This is a genomic window from Flavobacterium sp. CG_9.1, assembly GCF_015751645.1.
Lineage (GTDB): Bacteria > Bacteroidota > Bacteroidia > Flavobacteriales > Flavobacteriaceae > Flavobacterium > Flavobacterium xanthum.
Genome location: NZ_JADOVC010000020.1, coordinates 14378 through 33522 on the forward strand (window position 1 = coordinate 14378; position 19145 = coordinate 33522).

Consider the following 19145-nt stretch of genomic DNA (forward strand, 5'->3'; position numbering starts at 1 on the left):
AAAAATAGTTAGTCGTGGCAATTTTTCATCAAACACGAATGTTGCAAATTTAACAAAAAAAATCTAATTAGTTTTTAATTCCCTCTAAATCTAACAAAAAGCTAAATTCTTTAGCTAATTCCTTGAGCGCTTCAAATCGACCAGAAGCACCACCGTGACCGGCATCCATATTTGTATTAAGATATAAAACGGTATCATTTGTTTTTTGAGTTCGTAGCTTTGCAACCCACTTTGCAGGCTCCCAATACTGCACCTGAGAATCATGAAGTCCAGTAGAAACAAACATATTAGGGTAGTTTTGAGCTTTTACATTATCATAAGGTGAATACGATAACATATAATCATACGATTTTTTCTCGTTTGGATTTCCCCACTCGTCATATTCTCCAGTCGTAAGCGGAATCGTATCATCAAGCATCGTAGTGATTACATCTACAAAAGGAACTTGAGCAATTACTCCATTGTATAATTCAGGCGCCATATTCACTACTGCTCCCATCAATAAACCTCCAGCTGAACCGCCTTCGGCATATAAGTGTTTAGGTGAAGTATATTTCTCCTTGATTAAAAACTTAGAACAGTCGATAAAATCAGTAAATGTATTTTTCTTTTTCAATAATTTGCCGTCCTCATACCACTCTCTTCCTAAATCCTCGCCACCACGTATGTGCGCTATTGCAAATACAAAACCGCGGTCTAATATGGACAATCTTGTAGATGAAAAGTAAGCATCCATAGTCACACCATACGAGCCATAACCATAGAGTAATGTTGGATTATTGCCGTCTTTTTTTAATCCTTTGTGGTAAACCATTGAAATTGGCACTTTGGTTCCATCCGTTGCAGTAACCCAAACCCGTTCTTCTACGTAATTATTTTTATCAAATGTACCGCCAAGAACCTGTTGTTCTTTCTTGATTTCTTTCTCCTTAGTTTTCATATTAAAATCAATAACCGACGATGGCGTTGCCAAAGATTGATAACTGTAACGCAAAATATCAGTGTCAAAATCTACGTTAGTTGTAGTATTTGCGCTGTACGTTTCGCTGCCAAAAGGCAAGTAGTACTCCCCTTCTCCGTTCCAAGGCATGATGCGAATGTGATTCAAGCCATTAGAACGTTCTTCAACCACCAAATAATTTCTAAAAATTTCAATATCTTCTAGTAAAACATCTTTACGATGTGAGATAACGTCTTTCCAATTTTCTTTTGCAGTAGCATTTTCAGGAGTTTTCATCAACTTAAAATTAGTCGCTTTGTCCTTATTTGTAATGATGTAAAAAGAATCTCCAAAATGAGATATACTATATTCTAATCCACGTACTCTAGGCTGAAAAACTTTAAACTCTCCATCTGGCATATCTGAATTTAATGTTCTATACTCCGTCGTTAAGGTGCTTCCTGATGCAATTACAATGTATTTTTTTGATTTTTCTTTCCCAACGGAAACGTTGAACGTATCGTCTTTTTCATTAAAAACCAATACATCATCGGCAGCATCTGTAGCTAATTTATGTTTGAAAACTTTATCAGATCGCAAGGTAACTTCGTCTTGCCTAGTGTAAAAAATAGTTTTATTGTCATTGGCCCATACAGAACTTCCGGTAGCATTTTCAATCTTTTCAGTAAGTAGTTCACCTGTTTCGAGATTTTTTATTTGTATAGTATAGATCCGTCTTCCCATTATGTCCGTGCCAAAACTTACAAATTTATTATCTGGACTTATGCTTAAACCTCCCAATTGAAAATACGAATGCCCTTCAGCCAGCTCATTGCAATTGAACAAAATTTCCTCTGCAGCAGAAAGACTCGCTTTTTTTCGCGAATAAATAGGATAGCCTTTTCCTGTTTCAAAACGCGTGATGTAATAATACCCATTGTACAAATAAGGAACCGATTGATCGTCTTCCTTAATTCGCGATTTCATTTCTTCGTATAATTCTTTCTGAAAACCTTTAGTATCCGAAGTCATGGCGTCATAATACGTGTTCTCTTGATTCAAATAATCAATGACTTCCGGGTCCTCTCTATCGTTTAACCAAAAGTAATTATCTAGCCTTTTTTCACCATGTTTTTCTAATGTTTTGGGAATTATTTTAGCTATTGGAGTTGTATTGCTTTTTGACATTTTTTGTGCTTTAATTTTAGTATTTGATGCTGCAAAAATAACACAAAGACAACTGAGGATGAGTTTATTTTTCATGAATATTTTATTGATTATGACTATGCAATATAGTAATTTTGTAAATCAAATTAATTTAAAAAAATTAAAACATGGATTTAATGGGAATGATGGGCAAACTTAAAGAGACCCAACAAAAGATAGAAGACACAAAAAAACGTTTAGATACTGTTCTAATTGACGAGCAAAGTACCGATAGTTTATTAAAAGTTACGTTGACAGCTAACAGAACTATCAAATCAATTACCATTGACGACACTTTGTTAGAAGACAAAGATCAACTGGAAGATTATTTGATTTTAGTATTGAATAAAGCGATTGAAAAAGCGACAAATGTGAATCAAAGTGAACTGGATGCCGTTACTAAAATGGATATGCCAATGATTCCTGGAATGGAAGATTTGTTTAAATAAAAAAGTTTAACGTTTAAGGTTTAACGTTTTTTGATCGTGATAAAAACTTTAAACCTTAAACGTTAAACAAATTCCCCAAAAAGAATTACACTAACTTTTGCAACGTTTCTAATACATACGTGTGCATTACTTCTTTGTAATCTAGATGTGTGACAATTCGCAGTTTTCCGTGGCCCATTGAACTGATTAAAATATTTTTTTGTTTCAACAATTCGATTAAGTTCTTCTCGATACAATTTGGAACCAGTGAAAAAATCAAAATATTAGTTTCAACCGGTTCTACAGAGGCTACCCAACTCAACTTTTTTAATACTTCGGCAATTTCTTTAGCTCTACGGTGATCTTCAGCAAGGCGTTCTATATTATTATCCAAAGCATAAATTCCGGCTGCCGCCAAATAGCCTACTTGACGCATTCCGCCTCCTAATATTTTACGAATTCGCAAAGCTCTATGAATCGTAGCTTTATCAGCCAATAGCACAGAGCCAATAGGAGCTCCCAAACCCTTAGACAAACAAACTGAAATGGTATCAAAGAGTTTTCCAAACGCTTTCGGATCTTGATTTTTAGCAACCAAAGCATTCCAAATTCGGGCACCATCCATGTGAAATTTCAAATTATTGGCATCACAAACCATCTTTATTTTTTGCAAATCTTCCAGTTCATAACAAGCACCTCCACCTTTATTAGTGGTATTTTCTACGCAAACCAAACTCGTTAATGGACTGTGGTAAAATTCCGGATCATTAATCGCTCCTGCTACTTGCTCCGCAGTAATCATTCCGCGATTTCCATCCAATAAACAACAGGAAACCCCGCTGTTAAAAGAAGCACCACCGCCTTCATAATGGTATACATGTGCATATTTATCCGCTATTAATTGTTCTCCAGGCTGTGTGTGCAATTTTATTGCCGTTTGATTCGCCATCGTTCCTGATGGAAAAAAAAGACCTGCTTCCATACCAAACATTTCAGCAACTTTGGCTTCAAGTTCAATCACGGTGGGATCTTGTTTGTAAACATCATCCCCTACCACAGCGTTTAACATGTATACCAGCATTTCGCGCGAAGGCTTTGTAATTGTATCGCTAACTAAATTTATTTCCATATTATTTTTTTATTTTTGATAAGGAGAAGCCACGACTTGTCCCTGCGTAAAATTTTTCTATTTTTGTGCCACAAATTTACACAATACCGTTTGTTAATTCCAACTAGTTCCGTTAAAACTAAACTAATTGTAGTACACAAAGGGATTTTTGATGAATATTGAAAATAGACCTATTAAATTAATACAATTTTATGACAACTACCGAACAGATTAAAGGTATTGTAGAGCGCCTTGGTGCGTTGAGGAGGTATCTTTGACGTTGATGCCAAATTAATAGAAATTTCAAACGAAGAAGAGAAGACTTTTGCACCCGACTTTTGGAATAACGCAAAAGATGCCGAAATCATTGTAAAGAATCTTCGAAATAAAAAAAAGTGGATTGAAGATTACAATAAAGCCATCGAAATGACGGACGAATTGCAACTCGCCTATGATTTTTACAAAGAAGGAGAACTTACAAGTGAGGAATTAGACGAACATTACAGCGCTACACAGGCGCATATTGAAGCCATCGAATTCAAGAACATGCTTTCTGACGAAGGTGATACTTTGAGTGCAGTGGTTCAAATAACCGCAGGTGCCGGTGGAACTGAAAGTTGTGATTGGGCCGAAATGCTCATGCGCATGTACATGATGTGGGGCGAAAAGTACGGTTATAAAATAAAAGAACTGAATTTCCAGAAAGGAGAAGCTGCGGGAATAAAAACCGTAACACTCGAATTTGAAGGCGATTATTCTTTTGGCTATTTAAAAGGAGAAAACGGAGTGCATCGGTTAGTTCGAATCTCCCCTTTTGACAGTAATGCCAAGCGTCATACATCGTTTGCTTCTGTTTACGTGTATCCGCTTGTGGATGACAGCATCGAAATTGATATAAATCCTGCCGACATTGAAATTACAACTTCGCGATCTAGTGGCGCAGGAGGACAAAATGTAAATAAGGTGGAAACCAAAGTACAATTGTTTCATAAACCAACTGGAATCCAAATACAATGTTCCGAAACGCGCTCGCAACAAGATAACAGACAGCGTGCTATGCAAATGTTACGGTCGCAATTATACGAAATTGAGCTAAAAAAGAAACAGGCTCAACGAGCGGATATCGAAGCGGGAAAAATGAAAATAGAATGGGGATCACAAATCAGAAATTATGTGATGCAACCTTACAAATTAGTCAAAGACGTTAGAACTGGTCATGAAACCAGTAATGTTGATGGTGTCATGAATGGTGAAATTGATGAATTCTTGAAAGCCTATCTAATGATGATGGGACAAAAAGAAGAGTAATCAGCTGGAATAGCTCAAAATACAATCATTACGCTTTAATAAGACCTAAATTATTTAAAAAGGCTCCACTATCTTTTATCAAAATAGTGAAGCCTTTTTTAATTATAGGATAATCTATACATAAATTGTAGCTGCAGTTAAAGATCTAAAGCCATTCAATTAATGAAACACCAAGACCGACGGTAGTTTGCAAATGATTATAATCAATCAATGTTTCCCCGTATCCGTGAGAGATTAATAAATACCCTTTTAAATTATTTTTAATAGGATAAGACCAAGAAAATGTCGAATTACCCCTAGCTTTGGAATTAAAATTAAGATTGTGACTACCAACGAAAGAAAGTATATTTCCGTTTTTAGTATACATTACATTCACATCACCTCGTCCTACAAACTCGGCAATATCTGGATTATCATCTTTCCCTCCTGGCACTCGCAGCCATGGTCGTATATAGATCGTCCAGTTCCTAAGTTCTAGTCCAGCATGAAAAATCACTCTATTCCAACTTCTTGAAAAGGGCTCGCTTTTCCCATTTGACTGGTGATTGAATGCGACTCCTACCATTCGGGTTTTAAAACCCAAGAAATTAAATTTAACAGGCACATTTAAAATTAGTTCTGGCTCATAATTAACTTCTCTAAAGGGTCTAGAAAGCGCATTATTGTAAATTTGCCAGTGCGATATTTGCGTGTAAGCAACCCATAAGTCACCATGTCCCCAAAAGATACCCTGCATTACTTTAGTCTTAAAACTCAATTGAAATTTAGATTCAATATTATTATAATTAACGCCTGGAGGAGCTACATAATCTGGATCTAAGTTCCCAGAAATTGGTTTTTCGTTAGGATTACTTGTCCATCGAACGGGAAGTACATACATTGGTTTATAAGGAGTAACTAAAAAAGTTCCTCTCGTTGAAGTAGTATCCAATTCCCAACGTTCCGTCAAGTCCCTCAATTGTGTCTTACTATTGAAAAGCGCTTGAATTTGTGCATTTGCACTAGTGGAAAAACATAACACCAAAAACAATGCTATTTTAAATTGAAAGAATTTCATAAGGATGACAGAATTTATAATTTGCAAATATACTCTTTGATTTTTAATTTTCATCAGAGAATTGCGTTGATAATTGCTTCTGCTAAAACGGTGTCTTTTCTTAAAGAAAAGGTTAGAATTAGGAATATTAACCCTAAATTCTTTTATTTGAAAATTATTAAATACCAAAACCAAATTTACATCTAATGAAATCCTTCACAGTACAAGAAATAAATGAGATTCTACAGGGAATTATTGTCGGGAATACCTCTGAAAATATTACTGCTCCAGAACAATTAGAAATGGCCAGCGCAACTGAAATTTCATTTATAGGAAATAAAAAATACGAAAAATTTTGGGCAACTTCTAAAGCTTGTGTTGCAGTTGTCAATGAGGATATTGCAATCGAACCAGGAGAAAATAGGGCTTTTATAAAAGTTAAAAATGCTGATTTAGCAATGTCGCAAGTCTTAGCGCTTTTTGCACCTCCGGCACCTTTATTTACTGTTGACATCCATCCAACCGCAGTGATAGATCTCACTGCAACTATTTGCAATGGAGCAAGAATTGGAGCGGGCTGTTATATAGGACCTAATGTGGTTTTGGGCGATAATACAACGATTTATCCCAATGTGACCATTCTTGATGATTCTACAGTGGGAAAAAACACTGTAATTTGGTCCGGAACTGTCATTCGGGAACGATGTCATATTGGGAATGATTGTATCATACATCCTAATGCTACTATCGGTGCCGATGGTTTTGGATTTCGACCGGATCCGCAACGAGGCTTGGTAAAAATTCCACAAATTGGTAATGTTATTATTGGCAACAATGTAGAAATTGGAGCCAATACTTGCGTTGATAGAGGGAAATTTAGTTCTACCATTTTAGGAGATGGTTGCAAAATTGATAATTTAGTCCAAATAGGCCATAACAGTAAATTAGGTAAATTTTGTATTATGGCTGGAAATAGCGGACTTGCTGGTTCAGTAACACTAGGAAACGGTGTAATTATAGGTGGAAGCGCTTCCATAAAAGACCACACTACTATTGGCGATGGAGCCATTGTAGGTGCTGGTTCTGGCGTTACAGGAGATATTCCTGCTGGAAAAACAATGTTAGGTTATCCAGCGGTAGAGGCTCGTGATGCATTAAAACAATGGGCGATTCTCAAAAGACTTGTAAATGAATCCAAGGGCAAATAGTTTGGTTTTTATTAAATTCATAAAAAAACAGGAGGTAACTTCTGTTTTTTTGTTTTAATAGTACATAAATAATCGATTTCATTTCTAAAACCGCAAAATAGTAAAATTTATTTCATTGGATTTTGTATTTTAGCCCAAACTATTTTAACATTATTGCATCATGGATTTGAACTTCAACAAAAACGAAGACCACAATAAACTTTTACTTTCGGCCTTGCGACAAAAACTAAGTGTGGTGAAATTGGGTGGAGGTGAAAAACGCATTCAAAAATTACATAGCGAAGGCAAGATGACCGCACGAGAACGCATCGATTACTTATTAGATCCCAAAGCAAAATGTATTGAAATCGGAGCCTTTGTTGGAGAAGGAATGTATGCTGAACACGGAGGATGTCCTTCAGGCGGAGTTGTAGTCAAAATAGGATACATTAGAGGAAAACAATGTATTGTGGTGGCCAATGATGCTACTGTAAAAGCAGGTGCATGGTTTCCAATCACCGCCAAAAAAAATCTACGTGCGCAAGAAATTGCAATGGAAAATCGTTTACCAATTATCTATCTAGTAGATAGTGCAGGCGTTTATTTGCCTTTGCAAGATGAAATTTTTCCAGATAAAGAACATTTTGGTCGCATCTTCAGAAACAATGCTCAAATGAGTAGCATGGGAATCACCCAAATTGCTGCCGTGATGGGAAGCTGCGTTGCCGGTGGTGCCTATTTACCCATCATGAGTGACGAAGCTTTGATTGTTGAAAAAACAGGAAGTATTTTTCTAGCAGGAAGCTATTTAGTGAAAGCTGCCATTGGTGAAAGCATCGACAATGAAACATTAGGAGGCGCAACTACACACTGTGAAATTTCGGGCGTGACGGACTATAAAGCCAAAGATGATAAAGATGCCTTAGATAAAATAAAGAATATTGTAGACAAAATAGGCGATTTTGACAAAGCTGGTTACAGCCGAATCAAAGCAGAAAAGCCCGCATTAGACGAAAAAGAAATCTACGGCGTATTGCCAAAAGCCAGAAATGAACAGTACGATATGATGGAAATAATCAATCGTCTGGTTGATAATTCTGAATTTGAAGCTTATAAAGACGGCTACGGACAAACAATCATCACTGGTTATGCCAGGATTGATGGTTGGGCAGTAGGAATTGTGGCTAATCAACGAAAAGTGGTAAAAACCAAAAATGGAGAAATGCAGTTTGGTGGTGTAATTTATTCCGATTCAGCGGATAAAGCCACACGTTTTATTGCCAATTGCAACCAAAAGAAAATTCCTTTGGTCTTTGTTCAAGATGTTACCGGTTTCATGGTAGGATCTAAATCCGAACATGGCGGAATTATCAAAGATGGCGCAAAGATGGTCAACGCCGTTAGTAATTCAGTTGTTCCAAAATTTACTGTGATTGTTGGAAATTCTTATGGTGCTGGAAATTATGCCATGTGCGGCAAAGCGTATGACCCAAGATTAATTTTTGCTTGGCCAAGTGCAGAACTTGCGGTTATGGGTGGAACTCAAGCGGCAAAAGTATTGGCACAAATTGAAGCTTCTTCACTTAAAGCAAAAGGAGAATTAGTAGATGAAGCCAAAGAAAAAGCACTTTTTGACAAAATCAAGGCCAGATATGACGAACAAGTTTCCCCTTATTATGCCGCTTCCAGATTGTGGACGGACGCCATAATCGATCCTATAGATACTCGCACATGGATTTCAATGGGTATTGAAGCGGCAAACCACGCTCCTATCGAAAAGAAATTTAATTTGGGCGTTATTCAAGTTTAACACTGATTTTCAAGTACTTATGTGATTATTTTGTACATTTATGGCTGTTCTGCAATTTACCTATAGTACTTGCAGAACAGCTTTTCTTATTATATTAAGCCCAAAAAATCTTAACCTAATTCATTTTAATAATTTAAAATTAGAGACAAATGAAAAAGATTTCGGTTTTACTACTTGCTACTGCACTACTCCTTGGTCAGTCTATCATTGCCCAAACTAGTGGAGAGCCATCTAATGCCACAAATGAAAGGAAATCCGTTTATTTTGAATCTGGAATCAACGCTTCCTTACCAGTACATATAGAAATGTATAGAACCCACAGGTTGGGAATTGGCATAAACGCTAGAGTTGGAAAAATAGTTTCCCGAAAAGTAGAACTAGGCATTCGTTTTGACTATGATTATCGATTCATTAAAAAAAACACGCGAATACTAACCGCCGAAAGTACGCTCGCAGAAAGAGCCAGTCACAATAATTTCAGTCTGTTTTGCCTTAAACCCAACATTCAATTTAATATGAATTCGCATTGGTTTTGGGGTATAGAAACGGGTATTGGTTATGCACTTTCAGATGAAGACCCAAAGATTGGACTAGGTTTTGTGTCAGAATATGCTAGTGATCAGCAATTCGGGCTGTGTTCCGGTTTGTATGTAGGAAGGTATTTTGTTGTCAATCCTAAAATAAATAAAATAGGTATATCCATGAATTTAACGCAATTCTTAGCTCAAGGCCATGCTGAAAATAGTCTTGGATTCAAACTAAATTACCGCTTTTTAAACTAGTCTTCTAAAGCTAATAACGGTCCTAATAAAAAAAGCATTTTGTGTGAAAAAGATGCTTTTTTAATACGGATAATGAAATATGCAGTTTCTTTAAATACCTTCTACAATTTCTTTACGTTTAATTTTTCCGTTTTCAGTCTCTTTAAATTTTGCCACATAAAAAATTTCTTTCGGCTTTTCATATTTATCTAAGCCTTCAAAAATAGTATCTTCTAGAACTTGCTCTTCACCCTCTATTATTAAAGCTAATTTCTCGCCTAAATCAGTATCTTGAATTCCCGTGACAAAAAATCTAGCATGAATCTTATGAGATAATTTTGCTTCAATTTTCTCTGGTATCAATTTGATTCCGCCGCTGTTGATTATATTATCCATTCTTCCCAAAAACATAAATTGGTTCTCGCCAACTAATGCCACAAGATCATTGGTTACAATTGACCCTTTTGAAATTTCAGGAGCATCAATTACGAGACAATTTCGCTCATCCTTGGCAATTTTTACATTTGGTAAAACTGAAAAAGCTTCGGCTCCTATTTGCTTTGCAGCGATATGAGTGATTGTTTCAGTCATACCATAGGTTTCATACACTTTTGTTTTCAGTTTTGCTAGTGCTTTTTCAAGTACATTATTCACTTTTGCACCACCAATGATTACTTTTTTTACGTTTTCTAATTCCGATAAAGAATTTTGAGCTTGCAAAGGCACCATAGCAACAAAATCATATTTACAATTATTATCTAGCAAAGGATGTGCACTTGGTGCTACAAAATCAATATCGAGACCTAAAATAAAGCTTCTTACAAACATCATTTTTCCAGCGATGTATTTAGTAGGTAAACAGTGCAATGCTTTATCTCCTGGTTTTAAACCGAAAAAATCTCCTGTTGCTATCGCTGAATTGACCATTGCCTGCTTTTCAATTCGGATTAGTTTAGGAGTTCCTGTAGTTCCAGAGGTATTCATTTCCAGATAGGACTTAGCATCAAACCAATCAAGAATAAAATCACCAACTGCTTTTTCGAACTCCTCCCCTTCTTTGATAAAGCTATAAGCTACTCTGCACAAATCATTGCGGTTCAAATGAAATCCATTCAATTTAAATAAATTATGGACATTATTATAGGTTATAGTATTGATCATGGTTATGTGATTTATTAAGATATTGAAAAAATAAACATATTAAATTTTTCCTGTTAATTTTTCTTTCCAGTTGGTCCAGTTGTATTTTTTACTAAAGATAAATAAAAGTATCGGGTAAATAATAATTACCGGAAGAATAACATCAAAACCTGCTGAAGGGTCTGAAACATCTTTGAAAATAGAATGTGTCTGGAAGGCAGACCAATCCGAAGTGACGAGTAAAGCGCCAACCAAATTATTAGCAGCGTGAAACCCTAAGGCGAGCTCCAATCCCTCATCCATAAGCGTAATAATCCCTAGAAACAAGCCTGTTCCGATATAATAAACCAAAATAATGTAGCCAATTTTATCCACTTCAGGATTAAAGATATGCATCCCACCAAAAATAAGGGAGGTCATTAGAAGAGGAAACCATTTGTTTTTAGACAAATTAGCAAAACCCTGCATCAAATATCCTCTAAAAATATATTCTTCAGAACTGGTTTGTACTGGAATAAGTAGCGTTCCAATAATAACAAGAATTACAAAAGGAATTGGTTTAAAATTGATTACAAAGTCGTTGGGTTCATAAAAATAAAAAGACAACGTAGAGACTATTGTAATTGCGGACCAAAGTGAAAAAGAAAAAAAGATTCGATTCCAGTCCACTTTACTTCTAGCAGTAGTTACAGATAGTAGGGTTTGATTGTGTAAATAGCGTACTACTAAAACAACACCAAGCATAATAAAAACAAATGAAATCAATATTAAAAATAAGGTTACATTAGGCTCAAAAAACCTCATTAATGCCTCATTATTTGTTGGGTATGATGTGCCATTGGTGAATGTTTCATAAAACAAAGCCGCAACAAATAGCATCTGACCTATTAGTGAAGCTAAAACGAGTAATACCGAACCCCAAATATACTTCCAAAATCTATTTTCTGACTTTACACCTTGTTCTATAAACATGAATTTTACTTTAATTACATACCTGATTAGTTTAACAAACCTTATTTTTGTTACAGGATAAAGTTCCTTGTTTTAAAAACCGTAACAAACAAAATATAAGTTTACATGCTACAAATATACCATAATTCCCGCTGCGGAAAATCCAGACAATGTTTAGCACTTATGCAAAATTCGAACCTAGAGTTTGAAGTCATCCACTATCTGACCCATCCACCTTCATTTGATGAGCTGGCTACTATTATTGAAAAACTAAATATAAAACCAATTGCGTTAGTAAGGCAAAAAGAAAAAATTTGGATCGAAAATTATAAAGATCAAAAATTAGATGACAAACAAATTATTCTAGCTATGATATCGAATCCGATTCTAATTGAAAGACCTATTGTAGTCAAGGGAAGTAAGGCAATTATAGGACGAGATTTAGTAAAAGTTAGTACGTTCATCTCATAACATTTCAATTATTTAAATTTAACATTTTTTTATGACAGTAGGCATTAAACAAAAACCAACTTTTAACGTCTAACGTTGTTTAACCAATGTTTATAGTAATGAAAAAAATAAAATCCATTTTAATTCTTGTTCTCTCATTTAACACCCTTTTTAGTTTTGCCCAACAAGCACCCGCAGTTCCAAAAATTAAAATTACAGGAAGAGTGGTAGAAAAAATCAGCAAGCAACCTCTAGAATATGCAACCATTACATTTTTGGTTCCTAACAATCCCAAACCAGTTGCAGGAGGTATCACAAATCCAAAAGGAGAATTTGATATCGAGGTTACACCAGGTGTTTATGACATAAAAATTGAGTTCATCTCTTTCAAGGTAAAAGAAATCAAACAAAAAAACCTAAAATCCAATACAAGTTTAGGCTTAATTAGTTTAGAGGAAGATGTAAATCAATTGAACGAGGTTATTATTCGTTCTGAAAAAACTACCGTTGAAATCAAATTAGATAAAAAAGTATATAATGTAGGTAGTGACCTTATGGTAAAAGGCGGAACGGTAAGTGATGTTTTGGATAATATTCCTTCGGTTGCAGTTGATGTTGAGGGGAACATAAGCCTGCGTGGAAATGAAAATGTTAGAGTATTGATAGATGGAAAACCATCAAATGCGATAAACATAGCTGAAGCATTACGTTTAATACCGGCTGATGCCATTGAAAAAGTAGAAGTAATTACCAACCCATCCGCTCGATATGATGCTGAAGGTGGTGGGGGTCTTTTAAATATTATCTTAAAAAAAGGTAGAAATTTAGGTTTAAATGGAACCTTTATTGCCTCAACGGGGTATCCTGAAAATTACGGTTTAAGCGGTACTTTAAATTATAAATCAGACAATTTTAATATTTTTACCACTCAAGCTTACAATGATCGTAATAATCCTGGAAATGCTTTTACCAACTCTAGATATTTAAATGCTGACAATACAACTCGAGATTACATCTACGAAACCAGAGAAAACGAAAGAAACAATAAAGGCTACAATGGGAATTTTGGTGTAGAATGGTATTTGAACAAATCAACATCATGGACAAACTCTATTAATTACCGTAAAAGTAATGGAAAGAATAGAGATGACGTTTTTCAAGATTATTATGATTCAGGTTTTAATTTTGATTACACTCGCAATCGAGTAAATGATGAAAATAGCGACAGTGAAAATGTAGAATTTGCTACCAACTTCATAAAAAAATTCAAAAAAGACGGACACAAATTGTCAATTGACGGATCCTTTTCTACTAATGATGATATCAATAATGCTATAATTACAGATAAAGACTCTAGAACAAATTTATTTACATTTGATAATACTCGAAATGATCAAACTCAGAGTAGAAATTTACTTCAAATGGATTATGTTTTACCTTTTGGAAAAGGAAGCCAGTTTGAAGCAGGATATCGCGGTGATTTTTCAAAATTACTAACGGATTATCAAGTGGATAATGACGGAGTAATTAACAACAACTTTACGAACACATTAGAATATAAAGAAAAAGTAAATGCTCTTTATACTCAATATGGTGTGAAAATCAATAAATTCTCAGCCCTTTTTGGCTTGCGTTTTGAAGATTCAAATATTGAAATTAACCAATTAGCTACGAATGATTTCAATACTAAAAAATACAATAATTTCTTCCCTAGCGCTTTCTTCACTTATGAAATTTCAGATAAAAGTAGCACTTCAGTAAGTTACAGTCGCAGAATTCAAAGACCTAGAGGCCGATTCTTAAATCCATTCAGTAACTTATCCAGTAATATCAATATTTTTGTTGGAAATCCTGATTTAGATCCAGCATTTACTGATGCTATTGATTTTGGTTATATCAAAAGATGGGATAAATTAACATTCAACACTTCCTTATATTTAAACAAAACAAATGATTCGTTTCAATTTGCTAGAAGAGAATCGGGTGACTTTGTCAATGGCACGCCTATACTTATTAGCTCGCCTATCAATTTAGCTACTGAATTCAGAACAGGATTTGAGTTTACTTTGAACTATTCTCCTTACAAATGGTGGAAATTAAATGGAAATTTCAATTTCTTTAGAAACGAAACAAAAGGTGATTTCACGTATACCGACTTTAACAATAACGAAATCTCACAAAATTTTGACAATACAGCTACATCGTGGTCTACTAGACTAACCTCTAAAATCACGTTGCCATACAAAATCGATTGGCAAACAAATGCTAGTTATAACGGTCCACAAAATAATGCTCAAGGAAGAAGTTTAGGCATTTTTGCAGCAAACTTGGCTTTTAGTAAAGATGTCATGAAGGAAAAAGGAACACTTGCATTCAATATTAGTGATGTATTCAATTCGAGAAAAAGAATCATGGAAAACAATCTTCCAGGTATCGTAAATTCATATAGTGAAATGCAATGGAGAGAAAGACAGTTTAGTTTATCGTTTACGTATCGTTTTAACAAACCAAAAAACGAAAGAGAACGACCTAGACAAAATCAAAATGAAGGTGAAGGTGACTATCAAGGATAAAAAAATAAGGACTCCCGAAAAGGAGTCCTTGTTTTTTTGTATCCATTAAAAAAGCAATTTCAAAAACTAAGAAGCATAAAAAAAGGACTCGTAAAAACGGGTCCTTTTCATTTAACAAAACAGATTATACTGCTTGTTGCTCTTGCTTCTTTTTATCTCTTTTCTCTTTGTATGCTTCCCAAGTTGCTCCACCTACCCAATAGGATACGAAACCAACTAAAAAGAACATCAACCAAAATCCTATAGTAAGAATGGTTAAGAAAAGTAAAAAGCCTAAATACTGTGAAAATTCAAACATGTTTTCCGGAATTTTTGAATGTAGCCACAAATGTAAGTTTAATTCCTTTTCATACCAATAAAAAAGGATAAAAACTACCCATGAATTTTTATAAAAAAGGAATTTTCCGTATTTTTGAACTCAGAATTTGGAGCTGTTCCCGCTGTACACTCCAATCTTTTCTTTTTTAAAGAAAAAAAGAAAAGGATTTCCATTTCCATCGCGGCTAAAAATCGAATAAACTACATATTTATAAATAACATCAACATGAAATTCAGAATAGAAAAAGACACCATGGGTGAAGTGCAGGTTCCCGCTGACAAGTATTGGGGCGCACAAACAGAACGTTCTCGTAACAATTTTAAGATTGGCCCATCTGCTTCGATGCCGAAAGAAATTATAGAAGGTTTCGCTTATCTAAAAAAAGCAGCTGCTTACGCTAATTGTGATTTAGGAGTTTTACCAATCGAAAAACGAGATGCTATTGCGGCCGTTTGTGATGAAATCCTAGCCGGTAAACTTGACAATGAATTTCCATTGGTTATCTGGCAAACCGGTTCAGGAACGCAAAGTAACATGAACGTAAATGAAGTAGTTGCAAATCGCGCTCAGGTATTAAAAGGATTGAACATTGGCGAAGGCGAACAATTCATTAAAGCAAACGATGATGTGAACAAATCACAATCTTCAAATGATACGTTCCCAACTGGAATGCATATTGCCGCATACAAAGCAGTGGTGGAGATTACAATTCCTGCTGTTGAAAAATTAAGAGACACTTTGCACGCCAAGGCTACTGATTTTAAAACAGTGGTAAAAATTGGCCGTACGCATTTAATGGATGCTACTCCGCTTACATTGGGGCAAGAAATTTCAGGATATGTAGCACAATTAAACTATGGTTTAAAAGCAGTTAAAAATACGTTAGCTCACTTATCAGAAGTAGCTTTAGGAGGTACAGCAGTAGGAACTGGATTGAATACTCCAGAAGGATATGACGTAAAAGTAGCGGAATACATAGCGGAGTTTACAGGACATCCCTTTGTAACAGCCGAAAATAAGTTTGAAGCTTTGGCTGCACATGATGCAATTGTAGAAACACACGGTGCTTTAAAACAATTAGCCGTTTCATTGAATAAAATTGCTAATGATGTACGTATGTTAGCTTCAGGACCACGCTCCGGAATTGGAGAAATCCTTATTCCAGAAAACGAACCAGGTTCTTCTATCATGCCAGGAAAAGTAAATCCAACGCAGTGCGAAGCTTTGACAATGGTTTGCGCACAAGTTATGGGGAATGATGTCGCTATTTCTGTGGGAGGAATGCAAGGTCATTATGAATTGAATGTTTTTAAACCTCTGATGGCAGCAAACTTTTTACAATCTGCTCGTTTATTAGGTGATGCGTGTCTTTCTTTTGACGAACATTGCGCTCAAGGTATTGAACCAAACTACAAACGAATCAAAGAATTAGTCGATAACTCGTTGATGTTGGTTACTGCTTTGAACACTAAAATCGGATATTACAAATCGGCTGAAATTGCTCAGACGGCACATAAAAACGGAACAACATTAAAAGAAGAAGCGGTGCGTTTGGGTTATGTAACACCAGAAGATTTTGATGCTTGGGTTAAACCTGAAGATATGGTGGGAAGTTTGAAATAAAACCTTCTAAATACCAAAAAAAAAAAATCCCAAATTCCAATTATTTTAAGGAATTTGGGATTTTCTATTTTAGAACTGTATTTTCTATACGTGCAAGGCTCTATTATCTGTAGCTGCAAGTGCAGCTTCTTTAATCGCTTCCGCAAAAGTAGGATGCGCATGAGAGATTCTAGAAATATCTTCGGCGGATGCTTTAAATTCCATTGCAGTTACTGCTTCGGCAATTAAATCAGCACAACGCGCTCCAATCATGTGAACACCTAAAACTTCATCCGTTTTTGCATCAGCAAGAATTTTTACAAATCCGTCTAAATCTCCTCCTGCTCTCGCACGACCTAATGCTTTAAATGGAAAACTTCCTGCTTTGTATTCAATTCCAGACGCTTTTAATTGCTCTTCTGTTTGTCCTACAGCAGCTACTTCTGGCCAAGTGTACACCACTCCTGGAATTAAATTATAATTTATATGTGGTTTTTGACCTGCTAAAAGTTCCGCAACCATGGTTCCCTCCTCTTCTGCTTTGTGAGCAAGCATCGCTCCACGAACGACATCACCAATTGCATAAATATTTGGAACATTCGTTTGCAAATGATCGTTTACCTCAACCATTCCTCGATCTGAAATTTTCACGCCTGCTTTGTCAGCATTTAATCCATCAGTATAAGGACGGCGACCAACAGAAACTAATGCATAATCGCCTTCCAGCGTTATGGTTTCTCCCTTACTATTTTCGGCTTGCACTACAACTCCTTCTCCATTTCTTTCTACTGATTTCACTTTGTGTGAAACGTAAAATTTCATGCCTTGTTTTTTAAATACTTTAGTCAATTCTTTAGATAAAGAGGCATCCATTCCAGGAATGATTCTGTCTAAATATTCCACTACAGATACTTGCGCTCCTAAACGCAAATACACTTGTCCAAGTTCAATTCCTATAACTCCACCACCAATAATCACCAAATGTTTAGGAACTTCGGGAAGTTTCAACGCTTCAGTAGAAGTGATTATTCTTTCTTTATCTAATTTAATAAAAGGTAAGTTCGATGGTTTAGATCCTGTAGCGATAATTATGTTTTTTGCTTCCACAGTTTCCGAAGTTCCATCTGCTTTTGCAATCGCGACGTGTGTGGCATCAACAAATGAACCTAAACCTTCAAAAACAGTAATTTTATTTTTATCCATCAAAAATTTCACCCCACCTACAGTTTGGTCAACTACAGCTTGTTTTCGTGCAATCATTTTTTCTAGATTCACTTTTATTTCTCCAGAAACTTCAATTCCGTGCTCAGCAAAATGCGCTACGTCACTGTAATGATGCGAAGAAGCAAGTAATGCTTTAGAAGGAATACAACCTACATTTAGGCAAGTTCCGCCAAGAGCGGCATATTTTTCTATAATTGCTGTTTTAAAACCTAATTGCGCACAGCGAATTGCTGCAACATATCCTCCAGGGCCAGAACCTATAATGACTACGTCAAATGAACTCATAGTATATTTTTTTTATTGTGTTTTTATAAAATGTTGTACAAAATTAAGGAATTAAGTTTTGTTTAAAGTTTAATTCAGAAGGTTTTTTGTTATGAAAATGGGCTTTCATTAAGAAATGAACATCGAGTGAATGCTATGCAAACACAAATGAAGGTATGCGAATTCCATATTCCAATAAAAAACAAAAAGAATCTACATATAAATTAAGTATTTTGGATGCGCTTTGTCAATGGTAGGAAGGAGGAGTCACAAAAAACTACCTTTTATAATTATCAAACGTCGACCACTGTAGTATTTTTTACTTCACTAATCATAAAAGTGCTGTGTGTGCTTCCAATATGTTGCAAAGTAGTCAGCTTTGTAACCAAAAACTCCCGATACGCTTCCATATCTTTTACCACTATTTTCAGAATATAATCGTATTCGCCACTCACGTGATGGCATTCTAAAACCTCTTTTAGCTTCACGACTTCACTTTCAAATTTGGTAAGAAACTCTTTGGTATGCTGTATCAATTTAAGGTGACAAAAAACGACAAATCCCTTTTCGACTTTAGAACGATTGACTAGCACTACGTATTTATCGATGATTCCTTCTCTTTCGAGCTTTTTAATGCGCTCATATACCGCAGTAACGGAGAGATTAAGTTTTAAGGAAAGTTCTTTCGTTGTTTTTTTACTGTCGGATTGCAATAAGAAAAGTAATTTTTTATCGATGGCGTCTAATGTCATTTTTATTGAAATTTAAATTGAAATAAAATCTATATAAATCTTGTTTAAGGAGCTAATTTAGAAAATTAAATTACATTATTTTTATT

The 19145-nt window shown here is 35.3% G+C and carries 16 protein-coding genes; 8 read left to right on the top strand and 8 right to left on the bottom strand.

Features of this window, described 5'->3' with window-relative positions:
* Nucleotides 1–67: 67 nt before the first annotated feature.
* Nucleotides 68–2203, bottom strand: coding sequence for a S9 family peptidase (locus IWX83_RS11500; RefSeq protein ID WP_196829803.1), 2136 nt, complete (start codon nt 2201–2203; stop codon nt 68–70).
* 71 nt (nt 2204–2274) lie between these two features.
* Between IWX83_RS11500 and IWX83_RS11505 the strand changes: the two genes are divergently transcribed.
* The gene (locus IWX83_RS11505; protein ID WP_073354003.1) at nt 2275–2595 is read left to right on the top strand and encodes a YbaB/EbfC family nucleoid-associated protein; all 321 of its coding nucleotides are present in this window, start codon (nt 2275–2277) and stop codon (nt 2593–2595) included.
* 85 nt (nt 2596–2680) lie between these two features.
* On the opposite strand, the gene IWX83_RS11510 is transcribed toward IWX83_RS11505, so the two are convergent.
* On the bottom strand, nt 2681–3703 hold the full coding sequence (locus IWX83_RS11510) for a low specificity L-threonine aldolase (RefSeq protein ID WP_073354002.1): 1023 nt from the start codon (nt 3701–3703) through the stop codon (nt 2681–2683).
* A 191-nt stretch (nt 3704–3894) separates the two neighbouring features.
* On the opposite strand from IWX83_RS11510, the gene prfB reads away from it, so the two are divergent.
* Nucleotides 3895–4990, top strand: a protein-coding gene (prfB, locus tag IWX83_RS11515; RefSeq protein ID WP_132067334.1) for a peptide chain release factor 2 whose coding sequence is annotated in 2 segments (ribosomal slippage) — nt 3895–3957 and nt 3959–4990 — 1095 coding nt in all. Because the reading frame shifts where the segments join, the coding sequence is not laid out codon by codon here.
* 145 nt (nt 4991–5135) lie between these two features.
* Here the strand turns inward: prfB and IWX83_RS11520 are convergent.
* Nucleotides 5136–6047, bottom strand: coding sequence for a phospholipase A (locus IWX83_RS11520; protein ID WP_196829805.1), 912 nt, complete (start codon nt 6045–6047; stop codon nt 5136–5138).
* Between the two features lie 185 nt (nt 6048–6232).
* On the opposite strand from IWX83_RS11520, the gene lpxD reads away from it, so the two are divergent.
* From lpxD to IWX83_RS11535, 3 genes are all read left to right on the top strand, one after another.
* On the top strand, nt 6233–7234 hold the full coding sequence (gene lpxD / locus IWX83_RS11525; RefSeq protein ID WP_073353997.1) for a UDP-3-O-(3-hydroxymyristoyl)glucosamine N-acyltransferase: 1002 nt from the start codon (nt 6233–6235) through the stop codon (nt 7232–7234).
* A gap of 160 nt (nt 7235–7394) precedes the next feature.
* Nucleotides 7395–9023 carry an acyl-CoA carboxylase subunit beta gene (locus IWX83_RS11530; RefSeq protein WP_196829807.1) on the top strand — a complete coding sequence of 543 codons (1629 nt, stop codon included), beginning with the start codon at nt 7395–7397 and terminating at the stop codon, nt 9021–9023.
* A gap of 149 nt (nt 9024–9172) precedes the next feature.
* Nucleotides 9173–9805: a hypothetical protein gene (locus IWX83_RS11535; protein ID WP_196829809.1), complete on the top strand. Its 633-nt coding sequence runs from the start codon at nt 9173–9175 to the stop codon at nt 9803–9805.
* Between the two features lie 90 nt (nt 9806–9895).
* Here the strand turns inward: IWX83_RS11535 and IWX83_RS11540 are convergent, their stop codons facing one another.
* Nucleotides 9896–10945 carry an AMP-binding protein gene (locus tag IWX83_RS11540; RefSeq protein ID WP_073353993.1) on the bottom strand — a complete coding sequence of 350 codons (1050 nt, stop codon included), beginning with the start codon at nt 10943–10945 and terminating at the stop codon, nt 9896–9898.
* Nucleotides 10946–10984: 39 nt separating this feature from the next.
* Nucleotides 10985–11896 (bottom strand): CPBP family intramembrane glutamic endopeptidase, encoded by a 912-nt coding sequence (locus IWX83_RS11545; RefSeq protein ID WP_196829811.1) that lies wholly within the window; start codon nt 11894–11896, stop codon nt 10985–10987.
* A 105-nt stretch (nt 11897–12001) separates the two neighbouring features.
* Between IWX83_RS11545 and IWX83_RS11550 the strand changes: the two genes are divergently transcribed.
* Together IWX83_RS11550 and IWX83_RS11555 are read left to right on the top strand one after the other, a co-directional pair.
* Nucleotides 12002–12346 (top strand): arsenate reductase family protein, encoded by a 345-nt coding sequence (locus tag IWX83_RS11550; RefSeq protein WP_196829813.1) that lies wholly within the window; start codon nt 12002–12004, stop codon nt 12344–12346.
* 98 nt (nt 12347–12444) lie between these two features.
* On the top strand, nt 12445–14898 hold the full coding sequence (locus IWX83_RS11555) for an outer membrane beta-barrel family protein (RefSeq protein ID WP_196829815.1): 2454 nt from the start codon (nt 12445–12447) through the stop codon (nt 14896–14898).
* A 124-nt stretch (nt 14899–15022) separates the two neighbouring features.
* On the opposite strand, the gene IWX83_RS11560 is transcribed toward IWX83_RS11555, so the two are convergent.
* Nucleotides 15023–15196: a hypothetical protein gene (locus IWX83_RS11560; protein WP_091256901.1), complete on the bottom strand. Its 174-nt coding sequence runs from the start codon at nt 15194–15196 to the stop codon at nt 15023–15025.
* A 246-nt stretch (nt 15197–15442) separates the two neighbouring features.
* On the opposite strand from IWX83_RS11560, the gene fumC reads away from it, so the two are divergent.
* Nucleotides 15443–16840 carry a class II fumarate hydratase gene (fumC, locus tag IWX83_RS11565; protein ID WP_196829817.1) on the top strand — a complete coding sequence of 466 codons (1398 nt, stop codon included), beginning with the start codon at nt 15443–15445 and terminating at the stop codon, nt 16838–16840.
* A gap of 84 nt (nt 16841–16924) precedes the next feature.
* Here fumC and lpdA read toward each other — a convergent pair whose 3' ends face one another.
* Nucleotides 16925–18328 carry a dihydrolipoyl dehydrogenase gene (lpdA, locus tag IWX83_RS11570; RefSeq protein WP_196829819.1) on the bottom strand — a complete coding sequence of 468 codons (1404 nt, stop codon included), beginning with the start codon at nt 18326–18328 and terminating at the stop codon, nt 16925–16927.
* 272 nt (nt 18329–18600) lie between these two features.
* A complete protein-coding gene (locus IWX83_RS11575; protein WP_073353983.1) occupies nt 18601–19059 on the bottom strand; it encodes an Lrp/AsnC family transcriptional regulator in 459 nt (152 codons plus the stop codon).
* Between the last annotated feature and the right edge of the window lie 86 nt (nt 19060–19145).

Coding starts and splice junctions, on each gene's coding strand:
- IWX83_RS11500 (WP_196829803.1), bottom strand. CDS start 2,203: ATGAAAAATAAACTCATCCTCAGTTGTCTTTGTGTTATTTTTGCAGCA.
- IWX83_RS11505 (WP_073354003.1), top strand. CDS start 2,275: ATGGATTTAATGGGAATGATGGGCAAACTTAAAGAGACCCAACAAAAG.
- IWX83_RS11510 (WP_073354002.1), bottom strand. CDS start 3,703: ATGGAAATAAATTTAGTTAGCGATACAATTACAAAGCCTTCGCGCGAA.
- IWX83_RS11520 (WP_196829805.1), bottom strand. CDS start 6,047: ATGAAATTCTTTCAATTTAAAATAGCATTGTTTTTGGTGTTATGTTTT.
- lpxD (WP_073353997.1), top strand. CDS start 6,233: ATGAAATCCTTCACAGTACAAGAAATAAATGAGATTCTACAGGGAATT.
- IWX83_RS11530 (WP_196829807.1), top strand. CDS start 7,395: ATGGATTTGAACTTCAACAAAAACGAAGACCACAATAAACTTTTACTT.
- IWX83_RS11535 (WP_196829809.1), top strand. CDS start 9,173: ATGAAAAAGATTTCGGTTTTACTACTTGCTACTGCACTACTCCTTGGT.
- IWX83_RS11540 (WP_073353993.1), bottom strand. CDS start 10,945: ATGATCAATACTATAACCTATAATAATGTCCATAATTTATTTAAATTG.
- IWX83_RS11545 (WP_196829811.1), bottom strand. CDS start 11,896: ATGTTTATAGAACAAGGTGTAAAGTCAGAAAATAGATTTTGGAAGTAT.
- IWX83_RS11550 (WP_196829813.1), top strand. CDS start 12,002: ATGCTACAAATATACCATAATTCCCGCTGCGGAAAATCCAGACAATGT.
- IWX83_RS11555 (WP_196829815.1), top strand. CDS start 12,445: ATGAAAAAAATAAAATCCATTTTAATTCTTGTTCTCTCATTTAACACC.
- IWX83_RS11560 (WP_091256901.1), bottom strand. CDS start 15,196: ATGTTTGAATTTTCACAGTATTTAGGCTTTTTACTTTTCTTAACCATT.
- fumC (WP_196829817.1), top strand. CDS start 15,443: ATGAAATTCAGAATAGAAAAAGACACCATGGGTGAAGTGCAGGTTCCC.
- lpdA (WP_196829819.1), bottom strand. CDS start 18,328: ATGAGTTCATTTGACGTAGTCATTATAGGTTCTGGCCCTGGAGGATAT.
- IWX83_RS11575 (WP_073353983.1), bottom strand. CDS start 19,059: ATGACATTAGACGCCATCGATAAAAAATTACTTTTCTTATTGCAATCC.